This window comes from Desulfobulbaceae bacterium (genome assembly GCA_015231515.1).
GTDB lineage: Bacteria > Desulfobacterota > Desulfobulbia > Desulfobulbales > VMSU01 > JADGBM01.
Window position 1 is genome coordinate 1 of sequence record JADGBM010000026.1, and the last position, 19,776, is coordinate 19,776.

General features: G+C 45.5%; 18 protein-coding genes. 14 read left to right on the forward strand and 4 right to left on the reverse strand.

The window, feature by feature from the left end:
- The 4 genes from HQK80_06240 to HQK80_06255 all read right to left on the reverse strand — a co-directional run.
- Nucleotides 1-1,218, reverse strand: a 1,218-nt coding sequence (locus tag HQK80_06240) for a glucose-1-phosphate adenylyltransferase (protein ID MBF0221813.1), incomplete at its 3' end; no start/stop codon positions are given.
- Entirely contained in the window at nt 1,215-2,474 is a 1,260-nt protein-coding gene (locus tag HQK80_06245; protein MBF0221814.1) for a glucose-1-phosphate adenylyltransferase, read from the reverse strand. The genes HQK80_06240 and HQK80_06245, both read right to left, overlap by 4 nt.
- Nucleotides 2,471-3,505 (reverse strand): DHH family phosphoesterase, encoded by a 1,035-nt coding sequence (locus HQK80_06250; GenBank protein MBF0221815.1) that lies wholly within the window; start codon nt 3,503-3,505, stop codon nt 2,471-2,473. The genes HQK80_06245 and HQK80_06250 overlap by 4 nt, the downstream gene beginning before the upstream one ends.
- Nucleotides 3,506-3,701: 196 nt before the next feature.
- Complete coding sequence (locus HQK80_06255) at nt 3,702-5,243, reverse strand: DUF4445 domain-containing protein (GenBank protein ID MBF0221816.1); 1,542 nt, start codon at nt 5,241-5,243, stop codon at nt 3,702-3,704.
- A 177-nt stretch (nt 5,244-5,420) separates the two neighbouring features.
- Between HQK80_06255 and crcB the strand changes: the two genes are divergently transcribed.
- The 14 genes from crcB (at nt 5,421) to HQK80_06325 (ending at nt 19,773) form a co-directional block, all read left to right on the forward strand.
- Nucleotides 5,421-5,810, forward strand: coding sequence for a fluoride efflux transporter CrcB (crcB, locus tag HQK80_06260; protein ID MBF0221817.1), 390 nt, complete (start codon nt 5,421-5,423; stop codon nt 5,808-5,810).
- An 8-nt stretch (nt 5,811-5,818) separates the two neighbouring features.
- Nucleotides 5,819-6,895, forward strand: coding sequence for an LptF/LptG family permease (locus HQK80_06265; GenBank protein MBF0221818.1), 1,077 nt, complete (start codon nt 5,819-5,821; stop codon nt 6,893-6,895).
- Between the two features lie 23 nt (nt 6,896-6,918).
- Nucleotides 6,919-7,674 carry a hypothetical protein gene (locus HQK80_06270; protein MBF0221819.1) on the forward strand — a complete coding sequence of 252 codons (756 nt, stop codon included), beginning with the start codon at nt 6,919-6,921 and terminating at the stop codon, nt 7,672-7,674.
- Nucleotides 7,671-8,351 (forward strand): ATPase, encoded by a 681-nt coding sequence (locus HQK80_06275; GenBank protein MBF0221820.1) that lies wholly within the window; start codon nt 7,671-7,673, stop codon nt 8,349-8,351. The genes HQK80_06270 and HQK80_06275 overlap by 4 nt, the downstream gene beginning before the upstream one ends.
- On the forward strand, nt 8,348-9,763 hold the full coding sequence (locus HQK80_06280) for a cobalamin-dependent protein (protein MBF0221821.1): 1,416 nt from the start codon (nt 8,348-8,350) through the stop codon (nt 9,761-9,763). Before HQK80_06275 ends, HQK80_06280 begins: the two co-directional genes overlap by 4 nt.
- Before the next feature lie 583 nt (nt 9,764-10,346).
- A complete protein-coding gene (locus HQK80_06285) occupies nt 10,347-11,627 on the forward strand; it encodes a hypothetical protein (GenBank protein MBF0221822.1) in 1,281 nt (426 codons plus the stop codon).
- Nucleotides 11,581-12,339 (forward strand): glycosyltransferase family 2 protein, encoded by a 759-nt coding sequence (locus HQK80_06290; GenBank protein ID MBF0221823.1) that lies wholly within the window; start codon nt 11,581-11,583, stop codon nt 12,337-12,339. The genes HQK80_06285 and HQK80_06290 overlap by 47 nt, the downstream gene beginning before the upstream one ends.
- Nucleotides 12,340-12,345: 6 nt before the next feature.
- Complete coding sequence (locus HQK80_06295; GenBank protein MBF0221824.1) at nt 12,346-12,540, forward strand: uracil-DNA glycosylase; 195 nt, start codon at nt 12,346-12,348, stop codon at nt 12,538-12,540.
- A gap of 637 nt (nt 12,541-13,177) precedes the next feature.
- The gene (locus HQK80_06300; protein ID MBF0221825.1) at nt 13,178-13,858 is read left to right on the forward strand and encodes a leucyl/phenylalanyl-tRNA--protein transferase; all 681 of its coding nucleotides are present in this window, start codon (nt 13,178-13,180) and stop codon (nt 13,856-13,858) included.
- A gap of 139 nt (nt 13,859-13,997) precedes the next feature.
- Nucleotides 13,998-15,140: a Re/Si-specific NAD(P)(+) transhydrogenase subunit alpha gene (locus HQK80_06305; protein ID MBF0221826.1), complete on the forward strand. Its 1,143-nt coding sequence runs from the start codon at nt 13,998-14,000 to the stop codon at nt 15,138-15,140.
- Between the two features lies 1 nt (nt 15,141).
- Nucleotides 15,142-15,441: an NAD(P) transhydrogenase subunit alpha gene (locus HQK80_06310; GenBank protein MBF0221827.1), complete on the forward strand. Its 300-nt coding sequence runs from the start codon at nt 15,142-15,144 to the stop codon at nt 15,439-15,441.
- A 57-nt stretch (nt 15,442-15,498) separates the two neighbouring features.
- A complete protein-coding gene (locus HQK80_06315; protein ID MBF0221828.1) occupies nt 15,499-16,905 on the forward strand; it encodes an NAD(P)(+) transhydrogenase (Re/Si-specific) subunit beta in 1,407 nt (468 codons plus the stop codon).
- Between the two features lie 130 nt (nt 16,906-17,035).
- Nucleotides 17,036-18,178 carry a glutamate synthase gene (locus tag HQK80_06320; GenBank protein ID MBF0221829.1) on the forward strand — a complete coding sequence of 381 codons (1,143 nt, stop codon included), beginning with the start codon at nt 17,036-17,038 and terminating at the stop codon, nt 18,176-18,178.
- Nucleotides 18,136-19,773 carry a 4Fe-4S binding protein gene (locus HQK80_06325; GenBank protein MBF0221830.1) on the forward strand — a complete coding sequence of 546 codons (1,638 nt, stop codon included), beginning with the start codon at nt 18,136-18,138 and terminating at the stop codon, nt 19,771-19,773. Before HQK80_06320 ends, HQK80_06325 begins: the two co-directional genes overlap by 43 nt.
- Nucleotides 19,774-19,776: the final 3 nt, after the last annotated feature.

Consider the following 19,776-nt stretch of genomic DNA (forward strand, 5'->3'; position numbering starts at 1 on the left):
GGGGGTAATCAAAGGGGAAACAATACAGTTGCGCCCGATCTTCAATCCGTCAGGAAGATGGGCATCTTTACCAATCAGAGAAATGCCGTTATACAGATGTGAGGGGTATTTGCCATTGACTACAGTTTTATCGCCAAGGCCAATCCGGACATTCTTCCCGACAATAACTCGTTTATCCATAATGGTCAGATCGATGGTAGATCCCTGGCCAATATGACAGTCATCAAATAGTACCGAGTCCCTGACAACAGCACCTGCTGCCACAGTGACCCCGGGAGAGAGCACCGAATTCACGACCTCGCCCTCAATTGTACAACCAGCCGAAATCAAAGAGTTTGTAACCACCGATCCAGCTGCAAATCGGGCTGGGCAACGATCGGCCACCTCGCCTCCAGCCTCAACATTCGAGCGTATGCCCCACTGTTCAGGGGAAATGCCTGAATCATCGCTCAACAAATCCATATTGGCCTGCCAATAGGCCTGTACGGTACCAACATCGCGCCAATAGCTTTCAAATGGGTAGGCATAAACCCTATCGCGGCTAATCGCTTTAGGAATAAGGTGCATTCCAAAATCAACTTCTTCTCTGTTTTCCTCAAGGAGATTCAGCAGATAGTCAGTATCAAAGACATAAATACCCATGGAGGCCAGATTGGTCCTGGGTTTTTCGGGTTTTTCCTCCCAGTCAATAATTCGATCATCGTCATCAACAATTCCTGTGCCGAATTGGTGAATATCTTCCATAGGCACAACCATCATACCAATTGTAATATCGGCATTTTTACGACGATGAACCGCTAGCATATGGTCAAAATCCATCTGGTAAATATGATCTCCAGATAAAATCAAGACCTCTTTGGAGGGATGGGCCTTTATAAAATCGATATTCTGCCGAACAGCATCAGCCGTCCCTCTGTACCAGTCGGAGTCTTTAAAACCTGTTTTGGGGGGCAGGACCGTAACCCCGCGAATTCTGCCGGTGAAATCCCACGCCGCCCCGGTTCCCAAATGCTTCATGAGCGACATTGGTTTGTACTGAGTCAGCACCCCGACCCTGGTCAGGCCTGAATTCATAACATTACTTAAGGAAAAATCAATAATCCGGTATAGGCCACCAAAAGGCACAGCAGGTTTCGCCCTGGTCTGCACCAAAATATTCAAACGGCTGCCCACCCCGCCGGCAAGGAGCAATACCAATGTTTTATTGACATGCATCATCGAATTATCTCTCCGCTCTGAATATCTCGATTGAACTTCTCGGGGGGCAGTTCCGGGTATATCGTACAGTTGCTGCCAATAACAGCACCAGACGGCACATGGTTGTTCCATCCCACGACCGTTGCCTGCCGATCGTGAATCGGCCCACTCTCTCCAACTCTCACTGCTTCACCGACCACAGTATTAACATCACTAACGACTTTATCAAGCACCGCGTTTTCACCCACGACATTGTTAAAAAACAAAACCGAGTCACGAACAACAGCACCCTTTTTCACATGCACGCCGGGGAATAAAATCGATCGTTCCACTGTACCGTCAATAACACAGCCATTATAAATCAAACTATCCTGCACCTGAGCCTGGCTGCCAAGCTTAAGCGGTTGAAAATCACGAATCCCTCTATGTTCAAGATTTGTGCGGATTCCCCGGCGCTTCAGATCAATTTTAGGCTCACTCCCCAACAGATCCATATTCGTCTGCCAGAACTCTTCGATAGTTCTAGTGTACCCCCAATAATCATAGAATTTAAAGCCATACACCTTTCTCTGCTCAGCCATCACCCGTGGAATAATATCACGGCCAAACTCAAAAGAGGTATCCTCTCGGATATTGCTCTCCAGAGTTCGATACAACACCTCAGGCTTAAAACAAAATATAGTCATCGAGGCCCAGTTGGAAGTAGGTTTTTCAGGTTTCTCCTTATACTGAACAATGCGTCCGCCAATCTGGCCGTCTTCACTGTCAATACTTGCAACCCCGAATCGATGCGCCTTTTCGATTGGCACTTCCAGGCAGGCAATGGTCAGATCAGCATCTTTATCCCTGTGATATCGGATCATCTCCTGGTAGTCCATATTATAGACATGGTCACCAGAAAGAATAACAACCACCTCCGGGGCATGATACTTGATAAAATCGAAATTTTGATACACAGAATCCGCAGAACCGCGATACCAGTTTGAACTGGCATGCCCTGTTGAAGGAGGCAGAATAGATATGCCGCGATACCTGCCAATCATATCCCAGGCGGCGCCGCTGCCGATGTGGTTAATCAAGGAAAAACTTCTGAACTGACTGAGAATAGCAACCCGTTCAAGTCCCGACTGCATCAGGTTGCTCAAGGGAAAATCTATAACCCTGGCAAAACCGCCAAAAGGAACTGCAGATTTAGGTCGATAATAGGTGAGAACGTTAAGTTCATCGACCCGACCACCGGCCAAGACCATAGCTAGAACTTTCGGTTTGAGATTCATAAATGCCTTTTGGAGAGACGCATCAAGGTTGTTGTCTTAAAATCCTGGTCGGCCTTGTCAAGGTTTTCCAATGGCACTTCTGCTCTGGCAGCATCACGATGGCCACCGGCAGAACCAAGAGGGCCAAAAATTTTCTCGGCCAGTTTACCAGCATTCTTTTTATAGCCGTCACATCGAAAGATGACGACCAGTTTCTTCTGATGAATGCCCGAAACAAAGACCCAGGCAACTTTATTCACCTGGTTGAAGAAGTCGGCAATAATAACAAGAATATCAGGACTGCGAACCTTTCCGACATGGACGTAGAGTCGACGCTGGCTTATCTTCATGTCCATCAGGGCTGTACGAAAATAACTCAACTCGGAGGGGCGCAGAGCCGACAATTCAATCTTACGGACCATGTTATGGTTTGCAAGATTAAAAAGGTATCGAAAGGAGATAGCATCAGCCAGATTGGCCCGCTTTTCAAAGTTATGCGTATCAACTTTTATGGCATAAAAGAGCGCCGTTGCCATTGCCACTGCGGGCTTCATATTGGCAGCCCGTAAATACTCGATCATCATCGAAGCAGTTGCTCCATAATCAGGCCTGATATCGACATACTGCGACTCCCAACCCTTGGTGATAGGATGGTGGTCTATAACAACATCAAAATGAATATTTTCAAAAGCTGGAAGATGAAAAGGCTGAGAGTCAAGAAGAACGAACTTTGTGTACTTTTCGAGATCAAGAGTATGCAAACGTTCAGCTGGAATCTTCAGAAGATCGACCATAGCCACGTTACTCAGCCTTCTGATCTCGTTGGGATACCCGACAACAACACTCTTCACTTTATAGCGCAAAAGTCTTTTCACGGCCATCGCACAGGCCAAGGCATCAGGGTCAGCATTGATGATGACGATCACCTCATCATCCTTTCCGAAAACTGCCCAAAATTCACGGAGACGCTCTTTAGCAGTCTTCTTGGGGAGTGTAAGCTTAGACCTACGGCTGCTGGTTTTTAGTTTTTTAAGGCTCATAGTCCGTGACATACCAAGTCAAAAAAAGAGGAACTGACAAACTTCAGCTGCACTCTTTTCACGGGCCAAACAGACCCACATAAAAAAAGTCCCTGCTTATTCCAAGGGACTGCGCACAATGAAAAAAACACTACCATAACATTATTTATTAATGCAACCAAATATTCGGCCGCAGACTGTCGGCCACCTGCCCCAAACACCGGCAGGCCTATCGACCAAATACCGGCACTGAAGGGAACAGTGAGCTATCCGTATGAGGAATAAATTTTGATCCGGAAAAACGCATCATAAACTCCTGGTTCACGTTGAGTTCAACATAAGTGATTTTCTGCATAATCATCTGACAGCGCTCTCTTGCTGAAGAATGCAGTAATACTTGCTCAGCACCGGCCAGAGAACTATTGCCAATCGCCTCGTAGGTGGACAGCGGCAGATCCGGTAACATCCCCAGTGTAACAGCCTTCCCAGGATCTATATGCCGGCCGAAAGCCCCGGCGACGTAAATCCTGGCCAGATCGGAAAAACTTAAACCAACCTGCCCAAGCAAGGTAGTTAAAATTGCGTACATGGCTGCCTTGGAGCGCATCATTGCATCAAGATCAACCTGGGATATTTCCACAGCTTTGTGCCCAGCACAATGTTCAGCTGCTACAACTGTGTATGTGGGTGTATCACCAGCCACATAGAGCCGCCCCGGAGCCGAACCGGCTCGAAACTTGCCCCGCAGATCAATAATCTGGGCAAGGTAAAGCTCCGCCACCAGATCAATAATTCCAGAACCGCATATCCCACGCGCCGGCTCATCAGCAATGGTCGTATATGCCACCTCTTTGGTCGACGGATCAATACAAATATGCTCTATAGCGCCCGGCCCGGCCCGCATCCCCATGCTTGCGACCCCGCCTTCAAGTGCCGGCCCGGCGGCTCCGGCGCAGGCGATCAACCAATCCTTATTGCCGACCACAACCTCCGCGTTAGTACCGACATCAATCAGCATGGATATCTGGTCGCCAGTATCCATACCACTCGATAAAATCCCAGAGATGAGATCTCCGCCAAAATAGCTGCCAACGCTTGGCAATATAATAACCGGCGCTGAAGCTGAGACCAAAAGGCCCAATTCTCCAGCCATAAAACTGTCTGGTGCATTTATAACAGGTATGTATGGCTCTCGACAGATGTTGTAGGGGTCAAGGTTCAGAAAAAAATGGATCATGGTGGGGTTGCCGGACACACTTAAGCCCCTGATCTGGTCAACAGGCACGCCCGCCGACTTTGCCAACTCACCTGCCAACTCGTTTATCGTACGAATTATTTTTTTATGAAGATCATTGAGACCATCAGCACGCCCGGCATAATGAATTCGGCTGAGAATGTCATCACCACAGGAAATCTGAGAGTTCTCCTTATTGGCCCAGGCCAGACGGTTCCCAGTAAAAAGGTCAATCAACGTCGCCTCAAGATGAGTTGTTCCTAAATCAAGCGCCATTGCCGGCAGCACATCCGGCAGATCAGAGAGCAGATCAACCAGCTCCAGCCGCCCTTCACGCTCATTGACAATGGCAGAACCAGAAAATTTAGCTTGACGAAAACGGCGTGACACAGTAGTGACCTGAGCCATAGGAACAACAAGTCGCCCAGTGCCTGTTTTCTCCTCCACAGCCCTTTTCAGGCGGTCGATATCGGCACTGTTGTCATGAAGGCCTGGTGGTTCCGCCGATATTGGAATACATTGAACAATCGCTGTCATAGTTTTGCGTCAGCCCGCCGGTTAAATTAAAAAGCAAAGTTTGAGGCTTTAGCGGCAAGTTTTAAAATTACTCACAACTCTATAATTACGCTCGCGACTCGAACCTTTTTATAGTACCTGCCTCAAGGCCATAGGAAAACTATTTTTTCACAGCAGTTTACCTCAAGTGTCATGCTTATGATAAAAATCATACTCATAATGATCGGTGGCGGTATTGGTGCAGCCTTCCGGCATGGCCTATTTATCGGAGTGCATAGCCTCACCGGCCTTACGTTTCCAGTCGGAACGCTGAGTGTTAACCTGCTCGGGTCTTTTCTTATCGGCCTCTTCTGGGGCCTTTTTGAAAGCTCCCACTTAAGTCCGGAAATGCGGCTTTTTCTTTTTACTGGCGTCCTTGGCGGCTTCACAACCTTTTCTACCTTTATGCGGGAGACAACCCAACTACTGAAAATCGGGCAGTGGAGAGAGGCAGTCCTTTACCTGGGAATGTCCAATATTTTAGGTATACTCCTGGTCGTGCTAGGTTTTTTCTCAGCGCACCATATCGTTATCGCAATGCGAAGCTAAACTAAACTATGACCCTGCTCGATCGATATCTCATCAAACAGTTTTTCAAGAACTTACTTCTGATCGTCTGTGCTTTAGTGAGTATCTATTTACTTGTCGATTTTTTTGAGCGCATCGACAATTTTATGAATGCTAAGATGCCGATGAGCCTTGCCGCAAAATATTTTCTGCTCAAAATCCCCTTTATGATTGATATGCTCCAACCGGTATGTATTCTGCTGGCCGGAGTTATTACCCTGGGTCTGCTTAACCACAACCATGAATTTATGGCTTTAAAAGCCGGGGGTATAAGCACCTCACGGATCACGCGCCCCCTTTTACTGTCTGCCTGTCTAGTCTCACTCGCAGCCTTAGGTTTCGCTGAATGGATTTTACCCCCAACGTTTACTCAAACTGAACGTATCTGGAATGAGGAGGTTCACCAGAAAATCCCCAAGGGCATTCTCAGGAAGGGCCGCACATATTTCAGGGGAGAACAAGGGATTTACACCTTTATCCGATCAACAGAAGGCAAAGACACGTTCACTGACTTTGCCTACACTGAGCTGACTTCCCGCTTCGAACCAAAGCTGCTGCTGACAGCCAAAAAAGCTCTATGGGACGGCAAGTGGACTTTTTATGACGGCCAGACAAAAACACCTGTCAGTATGGCTGACAACACCTACACGATTACGCTTTTTGAGCAAACAACGGTCTCGTTGCCAGAAACACCGGAAGATTTTTTTGCCCCAACCTACAAAACCAGCGAACAATCAATCAGCACCTTGTTCTCCAACTTAACTGATGCCAAATCAGATAAACTCCTGGAGATGGTTAATCTGCACAGCCGACTATCCTTTATTTTTCTGGGTCTCCCCCTTATTTTCATAGGACTTCCGGTTATTTTGCTGATCAGCAATAAATGGAGACGAGACCTCACCCTCGCTGTTCCGGTAAGTTGCGGGCTTGCCTTTGCTGCCTGGATCTGGTGGAGCACCTCTCAGTCAATGGCCAAAGCCGCCTATCTGCCGCCAATCGTTGCCGCCTGGGCCATGCCGTTAATCATCTGTCCTTTGGGCTTCTGGCTTTTAAGAAGACAGGAATAGCCTGCACCAGCTTTCAGCAAACCATGAATATAGATTTCAGTGAATTAAACAGTGTTGGCATAGTTGGCATGCCCCCCGTTGCCGTGATCCAGCAACTCAACAACAACCAGATTACCATCCATGACTTAGACGCCAAGTTGGTTCCGCAAAGTATTGACGGAACCTCTCCCTTCCTGCCAAGAGTTTATTGTGCAATTTTACGTACCGTTGTTCTTAACGCCATGCATCTTGATCTTGATGCAATTTTTATCGATGTCGGCCCAGGCAAATGCGACAGTGCGTTGCACGTTTCGACCATACTCCAAGCGCTCTTAAACATTCCGGTTATCCGCACCAGAAACATTGATACCGCAGCCTATGGCACCCCGATCTCCCTGACCAGACTTGACTTAACCGCTAAATTTCTACAAATCACCGAGGGTGTCAAATCAACAGAGCCTTTTTCGAAACAGGAGCCTTGTGAGGCTCGAGCCGGTTTCTGGGGAGTCCCGCCCAGAGACTTTGCCGTTCTTGCCCCTTTTCCTGACTCAACCCATATCTTCGGTTGGACACGCTGCATGGAGAACAAAACTCCAGCCGATGAAGAACTGGAAAAACTCGTCAATCCGGAGATCCCAACCGTTTTCTTTGCCCAGTCTTTTTGCGCCAAAACCGCGTTGGGGAAATTTTTAGCTGACCAACACCCGCAGGCCCTTTTTGTCGATGTGGACTTTCACACAGGGAACAGTGCCAAGGCCAAAATCCAGGCCTTTCTCGAACTGTCCGGGGCACTGCGATGATCCTCGGTGATTTCGGCACATCATACTGCAAGTTCTGGGACATCTCCTCTCCCGACAATCAACCTGCAATTGTACCCACCAAGGAACTGCCGAGCACTATAGCGGTCGACATTGCCACAGGTCATAACGGCAAGCGTTTTTGCGGGGAGTATATTAATGAGCTTATCGCCCTGGCACGTGGAGGGGAAGCCCTGATTGACGAAAAGGATTATGTCTTGCTCGATTGCGGCAGCCGTGATATCAAATTCATCACGATGCAGAATGGGGTGCTGAAAGATATGGACTGGAACACCGAATGCGGTGCCTCCATGGGTTTTACAATAGAGCTGCTTGAGAAATACTACAATCTCGATTACCAAAAGATGGCCGCCCCTCTGAGAACGTTCTCAATTACCTGCGGGGTTTTGGGCATGAGCCACATTTTTGACGCCGTCATCGCCGGCACACCGGTCGCTGACGCTGTTGCCAGTTTCATCAAGGGTATCGCAGTTAACGCCTATCGTTTTGCCGGATCACCTGAAAAGATGTATCTTTCCGGAGGGCTCTGCGATAATCCCATCTTCGTTAACAGCTTCCCCTGTAAAATCATCCCCTTAGGCCGCTTCACCTTACTCAAAGGCCTTGAGCATTATGCTAAAAAGCTTTCCCCCCTAAACAACACAAAAGGTCTAAAATGATTTTTCTAGTAAATCCTTATATCACAAGTGCCGAACGCTATGGAAAAGATATTGGTGACATTGGCGGCCACCAGATGCCTCTGGGGATCTTTTATTTAGCGGCTGCATTAGAAAAAGCCGGCGAAGATGTTTGCGTAATGGATTGTGAATCTCTCAACGTCACCCATGAAGAGTTCATTTCTAAAGTAAAAGAATTAAATGGGGTGATAGTTGGCATAACATCCACAACTGTTGGATTCTACCGAGCACGTTCCCTTGCAGAAATGCTGCGCAAAACAATTCCCGGCATCCATATTATTATTGGTGGCCCTCACATGAGTGCCATGCCTGAACAAACTATGCAAACCGGTGTATTCGATTATGGCATAACCCACGAAGGTGAAACACCGCTGACAAAACTTGTATCCTTTTTACTGCATCAAAAAGGCGAACTAGCAAATGTGCCAAATCTCTATTATTTAGAAAACGGCATTCAGAAAACTGGCCGTATGGAATATATTCAGGACATGGATTCAATTCCATTGCCAGCCCGGCATCTCAGTAAAGATCTCTCAATCTACAAACCACCGGTTGGTGCATATCGAGAGAAGCCAGTGATGAACATGCTCACCAGCAGAGGATGCCCATACCACTGCATATTCTGTGACAACAATACCTTTGGCAGGAAAACACGATTTTTTTCTGCTGAATATGTTGTAAATGAGATAAAACAGCTCATCTTTACCTACGGTGCCAAAGAAATCGCATTTCTTGATGACACTTTTGTCCTTGACAAAAAAAGACTACGAAAAATCTTCGAGCTTCTCGATGCAGACAATATCCATTTCCCTTGGACCTGCATGACACGTGTAAACAACCTTGACTTCGAAACTTTGGAATTCATGTCCAACCATGGTTGTTGGCAAATTAGAATTGGTATTGAGAGTGGTAACCAGAAAGTTATCGATTTTATCAAGAAGGGTATCACTCTTGAACAAGTCCGGAATGTGGCAAATTGGAGCAACTCATTAAGAATTAAAGTGTCAGGCTTTTTTATCATCGGACACCACATTGACACCCCCAAAACTATTCAAGACACTATTGAATTCGCCCTTTCCATACCCCTGACCGACATTATCGCCACAATAAACACGCCAATTCCCGGAACCGAATCCTATAAACTTGCAAAACAGTATGGTGACTATCAAGAGGACGACTGGCTTTCCCTTAACTACTGGACCCCCATTTTCGTGCCCCACGGCTTAACCAAGGAGTTTATGCTTAAAAAGCAAGTCGAAATGTACAGCAGGTTTTACCGGCGTCCTGCAATTCTGCTGAAACAGCTTCAAAAAATTAAGTCATGGCAAGAGTGCAAGCTGTACATACATAACGCATATTTAGGAGCCAAATTTCTTATTAAAGGTAACAACTAAAAATGTAGCGCTTTGTATTGCATTGCATTGTATTGCATTGATTATTTTCTAAAAGCCAACAACTCTCCATATGATAAATATTTTCTTAACTACAACCTGTCTTGGTGGGTACATATTCGCCTCCAGGCAATTATTTAATATACCATTTCGCTTTGCCCCTTTCTTCAGTGTATCCTTTCTAGGGGTATTACTTTTTCTTCTTGGGCTAACCAACCAACTGGAGACAGGAAGCTATTTTTTAATCACCCTAGGGTATATTTTTTTTGCCGCTTCGGCTTTTCACCTCATCCGCTCCCCCCTTAAGTATAAAGACATCACAACTTCACAATTAGTCTTGTATCTTCTGCTCATTGTATTCGCCTATCTTTACACAATCGACATGCCATTTTCAGTTATTGACGACTATGTCTATTGGGGGGTGATCGGGAAATATCTCCACATCACCAATCATTTTCCTGACAGCCAGACGAGTATCATGCCCCGCCACCTTTCATACACTCCTGGCACCTCTCTCATACACTATTTTTTCTTTAAGGTTACTAGAGAGTACTCTCCAGCACTCTCCTATTTTGCACAAAATATCATGTTTTTTTCGGCAATTTTTGTTGTGACAAAACCACACAGATTAAAGTTATCATTACTTCTTCTCGGCATAACCATAATTCTAGCAACCCTGCAATTTGGAAGTATTTTAGCCAAATTATCACCAGATTTCTTACTCGCCACCTATTTCGGGGCTATGCTCTGGATCATTTTTAGTACCGAAAAAACGTCGACAAAATTACTGACTATGTCAATGCCACTTCTCCATCTTTACCTATTGAAAGAAATCGGTATCTTTCTGAGTTATTCCCTTCTGGCAATAAGTTTTTTTATGTTTGTAAGAAAAGTTCCGCCCCGGAATATTGCAAAAATAACAACATCTATTCTGGCAATTGCAGGAAGCGTTTTCTTTGTGAAATTTTCGTGGCAATCCTATTGCCATGGAATGGGTTTCACTCAAATCACAACTGCAGTCAACAAGCATAGCATAATCAACAGCCTTAAAATATTTTCTAACGAGACTATTTGGCAAGGATTCACCATATTTATCAAAAGCATAACTATTGGCCCAGCAGACCGACTAAACCTTCCTTTTTTATTCTGGTACATTCTGCTTTTCTTTTTATGGAAAAATATTATACGAGAATCGACTACTTCTCGAAAAATTGACTATCAAGTTTCACTCGCTTTAATGAGCTTGTTTTTTCTAGTCTACCTTTCAATGCTCTATTTCATGCAAATTATTGTTTTTAATGTAGGTGGGAGTTTTGACCATACACTTGGCATGACTCGCTATGTAAACATCTATCTTGGAGCGATTATTTTCTTTACATTAGTGACTTCTTTAGGACGGCACCTTTCCATAGAAAAAGCCCTTAAAACCACATGGATTATGTTTTTTTGTCTTTTAATCACACTTTTTTTGGTCGTTTCTAGAAATAAACGATTAGAGCAAGACGCTCCTGATTCAATGTCTGAAAAAATTGCCAATCAAATCATACAAAAAATTACCCCCAGCGCTGATGTAAAAATTTATGTTATTCCTGGAAATGGCGAGAACCTATTGGGCCTTCGTCTACTTTACCACCTTCAACCCGCTAGAGTTAGCTACAGCTCTGCTCCAGCAACGGAGGAGTCACTGCTTAGGAACTTAACATCATATGACTATTGTCTCTTGTACAACGTATCGCCCCAGGTTACCGAATGGATAGAAAAAATAACCAACCGAAAATTTGCAGGCCTAGAGTTTTATAAAATTGATTACATCAACATAGATGGACAGAATAGCGATTCCAGCATTAAGCTTCAGAGGCTTTTCTAATTTAAAGCAAATGAATAGAGTTTCAGTAATAATTCCAGCATATCAACCAGGTCCGGAACTCGTAAAGACAGTCGAGGGCCTTAGGGGTAAATCAGACAACTTAGAGATTATCGTTGTTAATGACGGGTCAGCGCCATTGTATAATGACATGTTCAATCAAGTAATTAATTATGACGTTCATTTGGTCACCTATTTACAAAACCTTGGGAAAGGTGCGGCGCTTAAAAAAGGATTTGAATACTGGCAAACTCACTTTTCAAATGCACAAGTTGGTGTAGTAACAGCTGATGCCGATGGGCAACATCATGTTGATGATATTCTTCTGCTGGTCAAAGCCATGCAAAATGACTCAAATTCGTTACACCTAGGAGTACGTCAACTCAGCGCAGAAGTTGTTCCATGGCGTAGCCAACTAGGTAACTGGTTATCTGCCCTTATTTTTCAGTCTGTATCAAAGATTCAAATTATTGACACACAAACAGGATTAAGAGGAGTGGGCACAAAATTACTCACGCACACGAAAAACTGTAAGGCAACCGGATATGATTTCGAGATGGAAATGCTTCTTATAGCTGTAAAAAACAATATTCCAATACGCCAACACCCAATTAGAACACTTTATCTTGCCGGGAACACGTCATCTCATTTCAAGCCAATCAAGGACTCTTGCAAGGTATATAAGGTTTTCTGGAACCATCTGATCCATAAATAAAAAACAATGCTTATAAAGACCACTCGACCTAACTGCTTTGGCTGTCGTCATTTTTTCATAACCCATGAACCAGCTCATCCCTACGGCTGTGGCGCTATGGCTTTCAAGTCCAAGGAGTTGCCGTCAACTGTGGTCTACAAAAACTCCGGACTTGATTGTCAGATGTTTACAAAAAAAATACAGAAGAAACCAATTGGTTAAGGGGAGGGGGAAGCGAACACCTTAAGAAAAAGAAGGAAGGGAGATTACTTCTCAGTGTTGTAATAACGGTAACAGTATTCTTTTACCAGGGCATGCCGGGCAGAGAGGTCCAATTTGAAATAGATTGGGCTCAACATCAAAATCGATAATGCCTGTCTAATTTTGTCTTTGGTTATCATTTGCGATCTCTTTCCAATTAACTGATGAACATTCTGCTCTCTGACATGTCGAGGGACATCGTAACCGATTACACTCTGCACCATTTCATCTGCAAGGAGCGCGCCACGTAACCATCAACTCGACACTCCGCCCCCAGCAAGGCGCTACCTATCTGATATTGCAACAAATACCAAAACAACAATATCCTCGGCACAGAACATGAGTCACAACGATCTGGTTTTTTTTCACCCCCAACCACACCAAAACCAGGGTCACATTCCGCGAAATCGGATTTTTCTCCACACTTCCGGACAACAACCTGTCGAGAACCACACCAAACCAGACAAGGTAAGAAATCAGCAGCAGCCCACGAAGACCTTGTCACAACCTCACCAATCAATTATGCTCTACAGCCTTATCAGCGAACGATTCAGGCTACTATTTGTAACAACGACGTCAACCAGCCCACGAAGGACAGATGCCCGTTTTTCAACTTTCTGACTCTATTTTTTTCCCCCCACCTGAGCTTGCCCGTGAAGACGGTCTGCTCGCTATAGGAGGGGATTTATCACCGGAAAGGCTCCTCATGGCCTACCAGATGGGAATCTTCCCATGGTACTCCCAAGGTGAACCGATTCTCTGGTGGTCCCCTACCCCACGACTGATCCTGCAGCCCCACAAGTTTCATTTATCCAAACGATTGGCCCGAGAACTCAAAAAAGGTGCATTCTCTATTACCGCAGACACGGTATTCAGTGAGGTAATTAACAACTGTTCAAAACCACGCGCTGGTCAATCGAATTCAACATGGATTACCAAAGAGATGAGGGCGGCCTATTGCACAATGCATGAACGTGGCTATGCACACTCAATTGAATCGTGGCATAAAGGTGAACTCGTTGGCGGCGTTTATGGGATTTCACTGGGCGGCGTTTTTTTTGGCGAATCAATGTTCGCTACGAAGAGCAATGCCTCGAAGGCGGCACTCTATGCCCTTTCGCAAAAGCTTGCCCTGTGGGATTTTGATTTTATTGATTGCCAAATGCACACCAGCCATCTTTCTTCTTTAGGGGCTGAAGAGATATCAGGCCCTCAATTTTTTTCAACTTTGCAGAAATCAATTTTTCGCTCTGATCATCGGGGGAAATGGACTCTGTGACGGGCCTTGCCAGGGTTTTTGGTACCATCTTTTGCTCTCAATGCTCATGGTTTTCCTTGACATGGCAAGGCGTATACGATAAGAACGTCCGGATAAGGTTTTCTGACCACCACAACTCTTAAATTTCAAGGAAAAATAAATGAACATTGCCGTCCTGAAAGAATCCACAGCAGGAGAAAATCGAGTCGCGATTGTCCCCGACTCCGTGAAACGGCTCATAAAAAGCGGCTTCAACATTTGCATTGAAAGTGGTGCAGGCGATAAAGCCGGGTTCGCTGATAGCATGTACGAAGAAATTGGCGCAACCATAGAGCCATCTCTTGAAAAACTTGCCAGTATGTCTGAAACACTTATAAAGGTTCAACCGCCAACCATTGAAGAAGTTGAAACATACGGCGAGGATAAATCCCTGATCTCTATTATCCAACCTTTTATCCACCCAGACCTGATCAACAAACTTAACGAAAAGAAGATCACCTCTTTTGGACTTGATGTAATTCCACGGACAACTCTTGCTCAGAGTATGGATATCTTAAGCTCCATGAGTACCATATCCGGTTACAAAGCTGTTCTTCTTGCTGCGGCCTCAATCAACAAATTTTTCCCAATGCTTATGACAGCTGCTGGTACCGTTGCACCGTGCCGAGTTATGGTTCTTGGTGCCGGTGTTGCCGGGCTCATGGCCTGTGCAACTGCGAAACGACTGGGGGCTGTTGTTGAAGCTACCGACGTTCGCCCCGAGGTCAAAGAGCAGGTCAAGAGTGTTGGTGCAAAATTCCTTGAAGTTAAGAGTGATGAAAGTGGTGCTGGTGAAGGCGGTTATGCCAAAGAGATGTCTGACGACTACAAGCAGAAGCAGGCTGCCATGATTGCCAAGCATATTGCTAAATCTGATGTCGTCATTCCGACTGCGCTTATTCCAGGCAGAAAAGCACCTATTCTGATTACTGAAGCCCATGTCAAATCAATGAAACCTGGTTCTGTAATTGTCGACCTTGCTGCAGAGATGGGCGGCAATTGTGAACTGACTGAAAAGGGTAAGGACGTTGTTAAGCATGGTGTACTGATTATTGGTAACACCAATCTGCCAAGCTCAATGGCGTTTCACGCAAGTCAAATGTTTTCAAAAAACATTGAGCGCTTTCTCGTCCACCTTACAGATGAAAAAGGCTTTAAGATGGACATGAAAGACGAAATCACTGCTGGCTCTATCATTACGATGGGCGGCGAGATAATACATGCCATGACCAAGAAAATCATGTCAGAAGCAGGAGGAAACTAACATGGACGGCTCCATACTCATAGGACTCTACATATTTGTTCTTGCGCTGTTTGCCGGTGCTGAACTTATTTCAAAGGTTCCGCCAACTTTACACACCCCTTTGATGTCCGGCTCAAATGCTATTTCAGGTATCGCTATACTTGGTGCTTTAATGGCTGCCGGCAATGCAAAGGAGATGAATATAACTTCAATTATCGGTATGTTAGCTGTTATCTTTGCAACAATTAACGTTGTTGGCGGTTACATGGTAACCGACCGCATGCTACAGATGTTCAAAAAGAAAGAGAAAGTAACTAAGTAAAAACAACACATATCTTCTTTTCACAGAACAACCAATTCTACACAAGAGAGTTTTCTAATGTTAAGCCAAAATTTCATTAACTTTACATATTTAATTTCAGCTATTCTTTTCATGCTTGGGCTGAGAAACTTGAGTTCCCCAGCCACAGCACGACTTGGCAACAAACTTTCAATGAGCGGTATGAGCTTGGCGATTATCGCAACCTTAATGGTATCCGGCCTATCATTCAAGTTCATTATAATCGGCATTATTATCGGTACAATTATTGGTGCATATTCCGCTATAAAAGTTAAGATGACCTCAATGCCGGAGATGATTGCCCTTTTTAACGGGTGTGGCGGTGCGGCATCCGCTTTGGTTGCACTTTCTGAGTTCCAGCTGAAAGGTGATCTATACGGCGCCGGCATGGTATCCCAGATCGGCGGCTTTTCAATGACCACCCTGCTCTTATCTGTGATTATCGGCACATTGACCTTTACCGGCTCAATCATTGCCTACGCTAAGCTTCAGGGCATTATTTCCGGCCAGCCTATTACCTACACAGGTCAACAGTTTGTTAACGGCCTGATCGTCCTTGCCACTGTCGCCCTTTCTGTCATGATCTACCAAGATCCAACAAACATTACATTTTTCTACCTGGTCATAGGTCTCTCTCTATTGCTGGGTGTATTATCCGTTATACCAATCGGTGGCGCCGACATGCCGGTCGTTATTTCACTTCTTAATTCATACTCCGGTGTTGCGGTCTCCATGACAGGGTTCGCCCTAAACAATAATGCCTTGATTATTGTCGGCTCACTTGTTGGGGCATCAGGAATTTTTCTGACCATGATCATGTGCGAGGCCATGAACCGCTCTCTGGCCAATGTTCTTTTTGGCGCCTTTGGGACAGTTTCTGAAGGTGCCGCCCAGGCAGCTGCGGATGGTCCTGGCGGTTCGGTTAAAGGCTACGAGATTGAAGACGTTATAACCGTTCTTGAAAATGCGACATCACTTATCATTGTGCCAGGTTACGGAATGGCTGCGGCACAGGCTCAGCACGCAGTGCGTGAACTTGGTGATTATCTCGAAGAAGAAGGTGTTGAGGTTCGATATGCAATTCACCCAGTCGCAGGACGAATGCCTGGCCACATGAATGTGCTTTTAGCTGAGGCCGATGTCTCCTACGACCAGCTCTTTGCCATGGAGGATATTAATGACGATTTCAGCTCAACTGATGTCGTTCTTGTCATTGGTGCTAATGATGTCGTTAATCCGGCCGCTAAAACCAATGAAAGCAGTCCAATTTTTGGCATGCCTGTTCTCAATGTCGAAGAGGCACAAACCGTTATTGTTTTGAAGCGAAGCATGAATCCAGGCTTTGCAGGAATAGAAAACGAACTGTTTCTTAAGGACAACACCATGATGCTCTTTGGTGATGCAAAAAAATCTATTCAAGACCTTGTTTCACATCTTAAAGGATAAATATAGAAGTTTTTAGCTATTAGACTGAAGGCTTCACAAAAAGGCACGACTACGCTGACCCACGTTAATAGAGCCGTATCGTGCCTTTGTCGTTCAATATAAAACATTATTTTCCACAGGAGAACCCACTATGTGTCGTCTTGCAATGAAGACAGCATCTGAGCCATTCTCTCCCTACTCGGTACTTCAGGCAATGGAGGCCATGCAGGAAGGATATGACGGCAGCGGTTTAGGACTTCTGCTTCGAGGTGTGACCTTTGCCGACTATAAATATAAGTCTGGCGATCCAATACTTTCAGGAATTGCTCATACTGAAAGTGCCCTGTATCGACTTAACGATTACATGCAGGACAAAGGTTTCACACTTAAATACGACCACGAGTTTGACACCGACTTTTCGCTTGTCGAAGCCAAAGATCGGCACCAGTACTTCGTCCGCGTCTACAATACCCCTAGCAGTTGGGACAGTTTTACGCAGGAACAAATTGACCAGGAACTCATGCTCACCCGACTGGCACTGCGTAAAAACGGCGAAGAAAATAACGGAGACCTGACCGTGTTTGGTTTCTGGCCTGACGTTGCCATAATCAAAGAAGTTGGCTGGCCACTCACTATTGGCGACGCCCTTCGCTTGAGCGATAACAGAATATCCTCTCGAATCTGTATGGCACAGGGCCGTCAGAACACCAACTATGGCATTAATCTTTATGCCTGCCACCCCTTCTTTGTTCAGGGTATTGCCACAATGACCAATGGTGAAAACACCGCTTTTATTCCAATCAAAGAGTATCTGTCCGGGGTGCATTGGCCTGGATACACCGGATACCAAAGTGATTCAGAGGTGTTTGCCCACATTCTTCACTACGTTATTCGTAAACTTAAATTACCTTTAGAGGCATACAAGCATGTCATTACTCCTCTAAATTCCGTTGAACTGAGTAATCATCCTCAGGGCGACTTCTTGAAAGGGCTCAGGGATGTCTGCCGACGCTTAATTATCGACGGACCAAACTGTGTTATGGGTACCTTACCCGATGAAACAACAATCATGTGCATGGACTCCAAGAAATTACGTCCGGCTACTATAGGCGGAAATCCTGGAGAATGGGCCCTGGCCTCTGAAATGTGCGGTGTTGATGCAATGATACCCGAACGAGACAAATCTCTTGATTTTCAACCAATGCGCGAAAACAGTATTATTGTTCCACCTGACCGAAAGGAGTATAAGATATGGTCTCAATTCGATCCATTCCCTCTACACCAAGCAGCTTAACATACCACGATCTTCCCTGGATAATTGAGCATCGCGAAGACCGATGCCAGTTGTGCGGGCGTTGCACGTCTGTCTGCCCCAAAGAGTGCCTTCAGCTGACCTATAGACGTCAACGAATGCCTCGTCTGGATATACTTCAGAAAAAACGTGGCAGTGACTACAAAACATTTGTGGGAATTCGTCAAAAAACCGACCTCGACCATCGTTGCATCGGTTGTGGCATGTGCTCCATGGTTTGCCCTAATGAAGCCATTGGCCCTAAGCCAAACGCCAATGACGAACGCGCCCGTTTCCATAGTTACCAGAAACTCGACGCGGCAAAACGTGGCGGTCGACGTAATGACCGTTCCAGCCTCCTTGATCAGATCATGTTCAATAGAATCTCAATGCTCACTGACCCTGCCCTTGATGCCGGGCGGCATGAGTTCTATCTGAACACCATTCTTGGCCGTATTCTTTCACCAGAAGAGTACCTGAGGCGCAAGCAAACCGGTGAGTGGATTCCTCCTACCCGTGAGATCTTCCCCTTCATTATCGGCTCAATGTCCTTTGGAGCCCTGTCACCTAATATGTGGCTCGGTCTCTTGCAGGGTGTCGCTTATTGCAATGAAGTTCTGGGGATACCAGTCGTAATGTGTACCGGTGAGGGTGGTTGCCCTCCCTGGGTTTTAAAAAGTAAATTTTTAAAATATATCATTCTACAGATCGCTTCCGGTTATTTTGGCTGGGATGAGATTATCCGTGCAATTCCAGAGATGCAGTGTGAACCTGCAGCTATTGAAATAAAATACGGTCAGGGCGCCAAGCCTGGTGATGGCGGACTTCTCATGTGGTTCAAGGTCAGCCAGCTCATCGCTCGATTACGCGGAGTGCCTCAAGGAGTCGATCTGCCGTCACCTCCTGTCCACCAGACGCTGTATTCAATTGAGGAAAGTGTAATGAAGATGATTCAGACACTTTCAATGGCCTGGGATTTCAAAGTCCCGGTTTATCCCAAAATATCAGGATCAACCTCAGCTAAATCTGTTTTAAACAATCTGGTTCGTAATCCCTATGCAGCTGCTCTGCTTATAGACGGTGTTGATGGTGGTACAGGTGCCGCCTATAACATCAGTATGCAGGCAACTGGTCATCCGATAGCCTCTAATCTTCGTGAATGTTATCTTGACCTAGTAGCCCAGGGCAAGCAAAACGAGATCCCTCTCTTTGCTGCCGGGGGTGTCGGTAAAAATGGAAATGTTGCGCAAAATGGTATGGCTCTCATTATGCTTGGTGCCTCTGGCGTGCATATCGGCAAGTACATTATGCAGGCTGCGGCTGGCTGCCTTGGCAGTGAGAAAGACCGTTGCAATGTCTGTAATGTTGGTATTTGCCCTAAAGGTATTACCAGCCAGAACCCTAAATTATATCGACGACTTAATCCAGATGATGTAGCACAGCGAGTCGTTGATGTTTTCTCCGGCATTCGAATTGAAATGAAAAAAATCATGGCGCCTCTCGGCCGATCTCAATGCTTACCAATCGGCATGTCAGATGCTCTTGGAATAGCAGACAAGGATGTTGCTGATAAACTGCAAATTAAATATGTCTGTTAATTT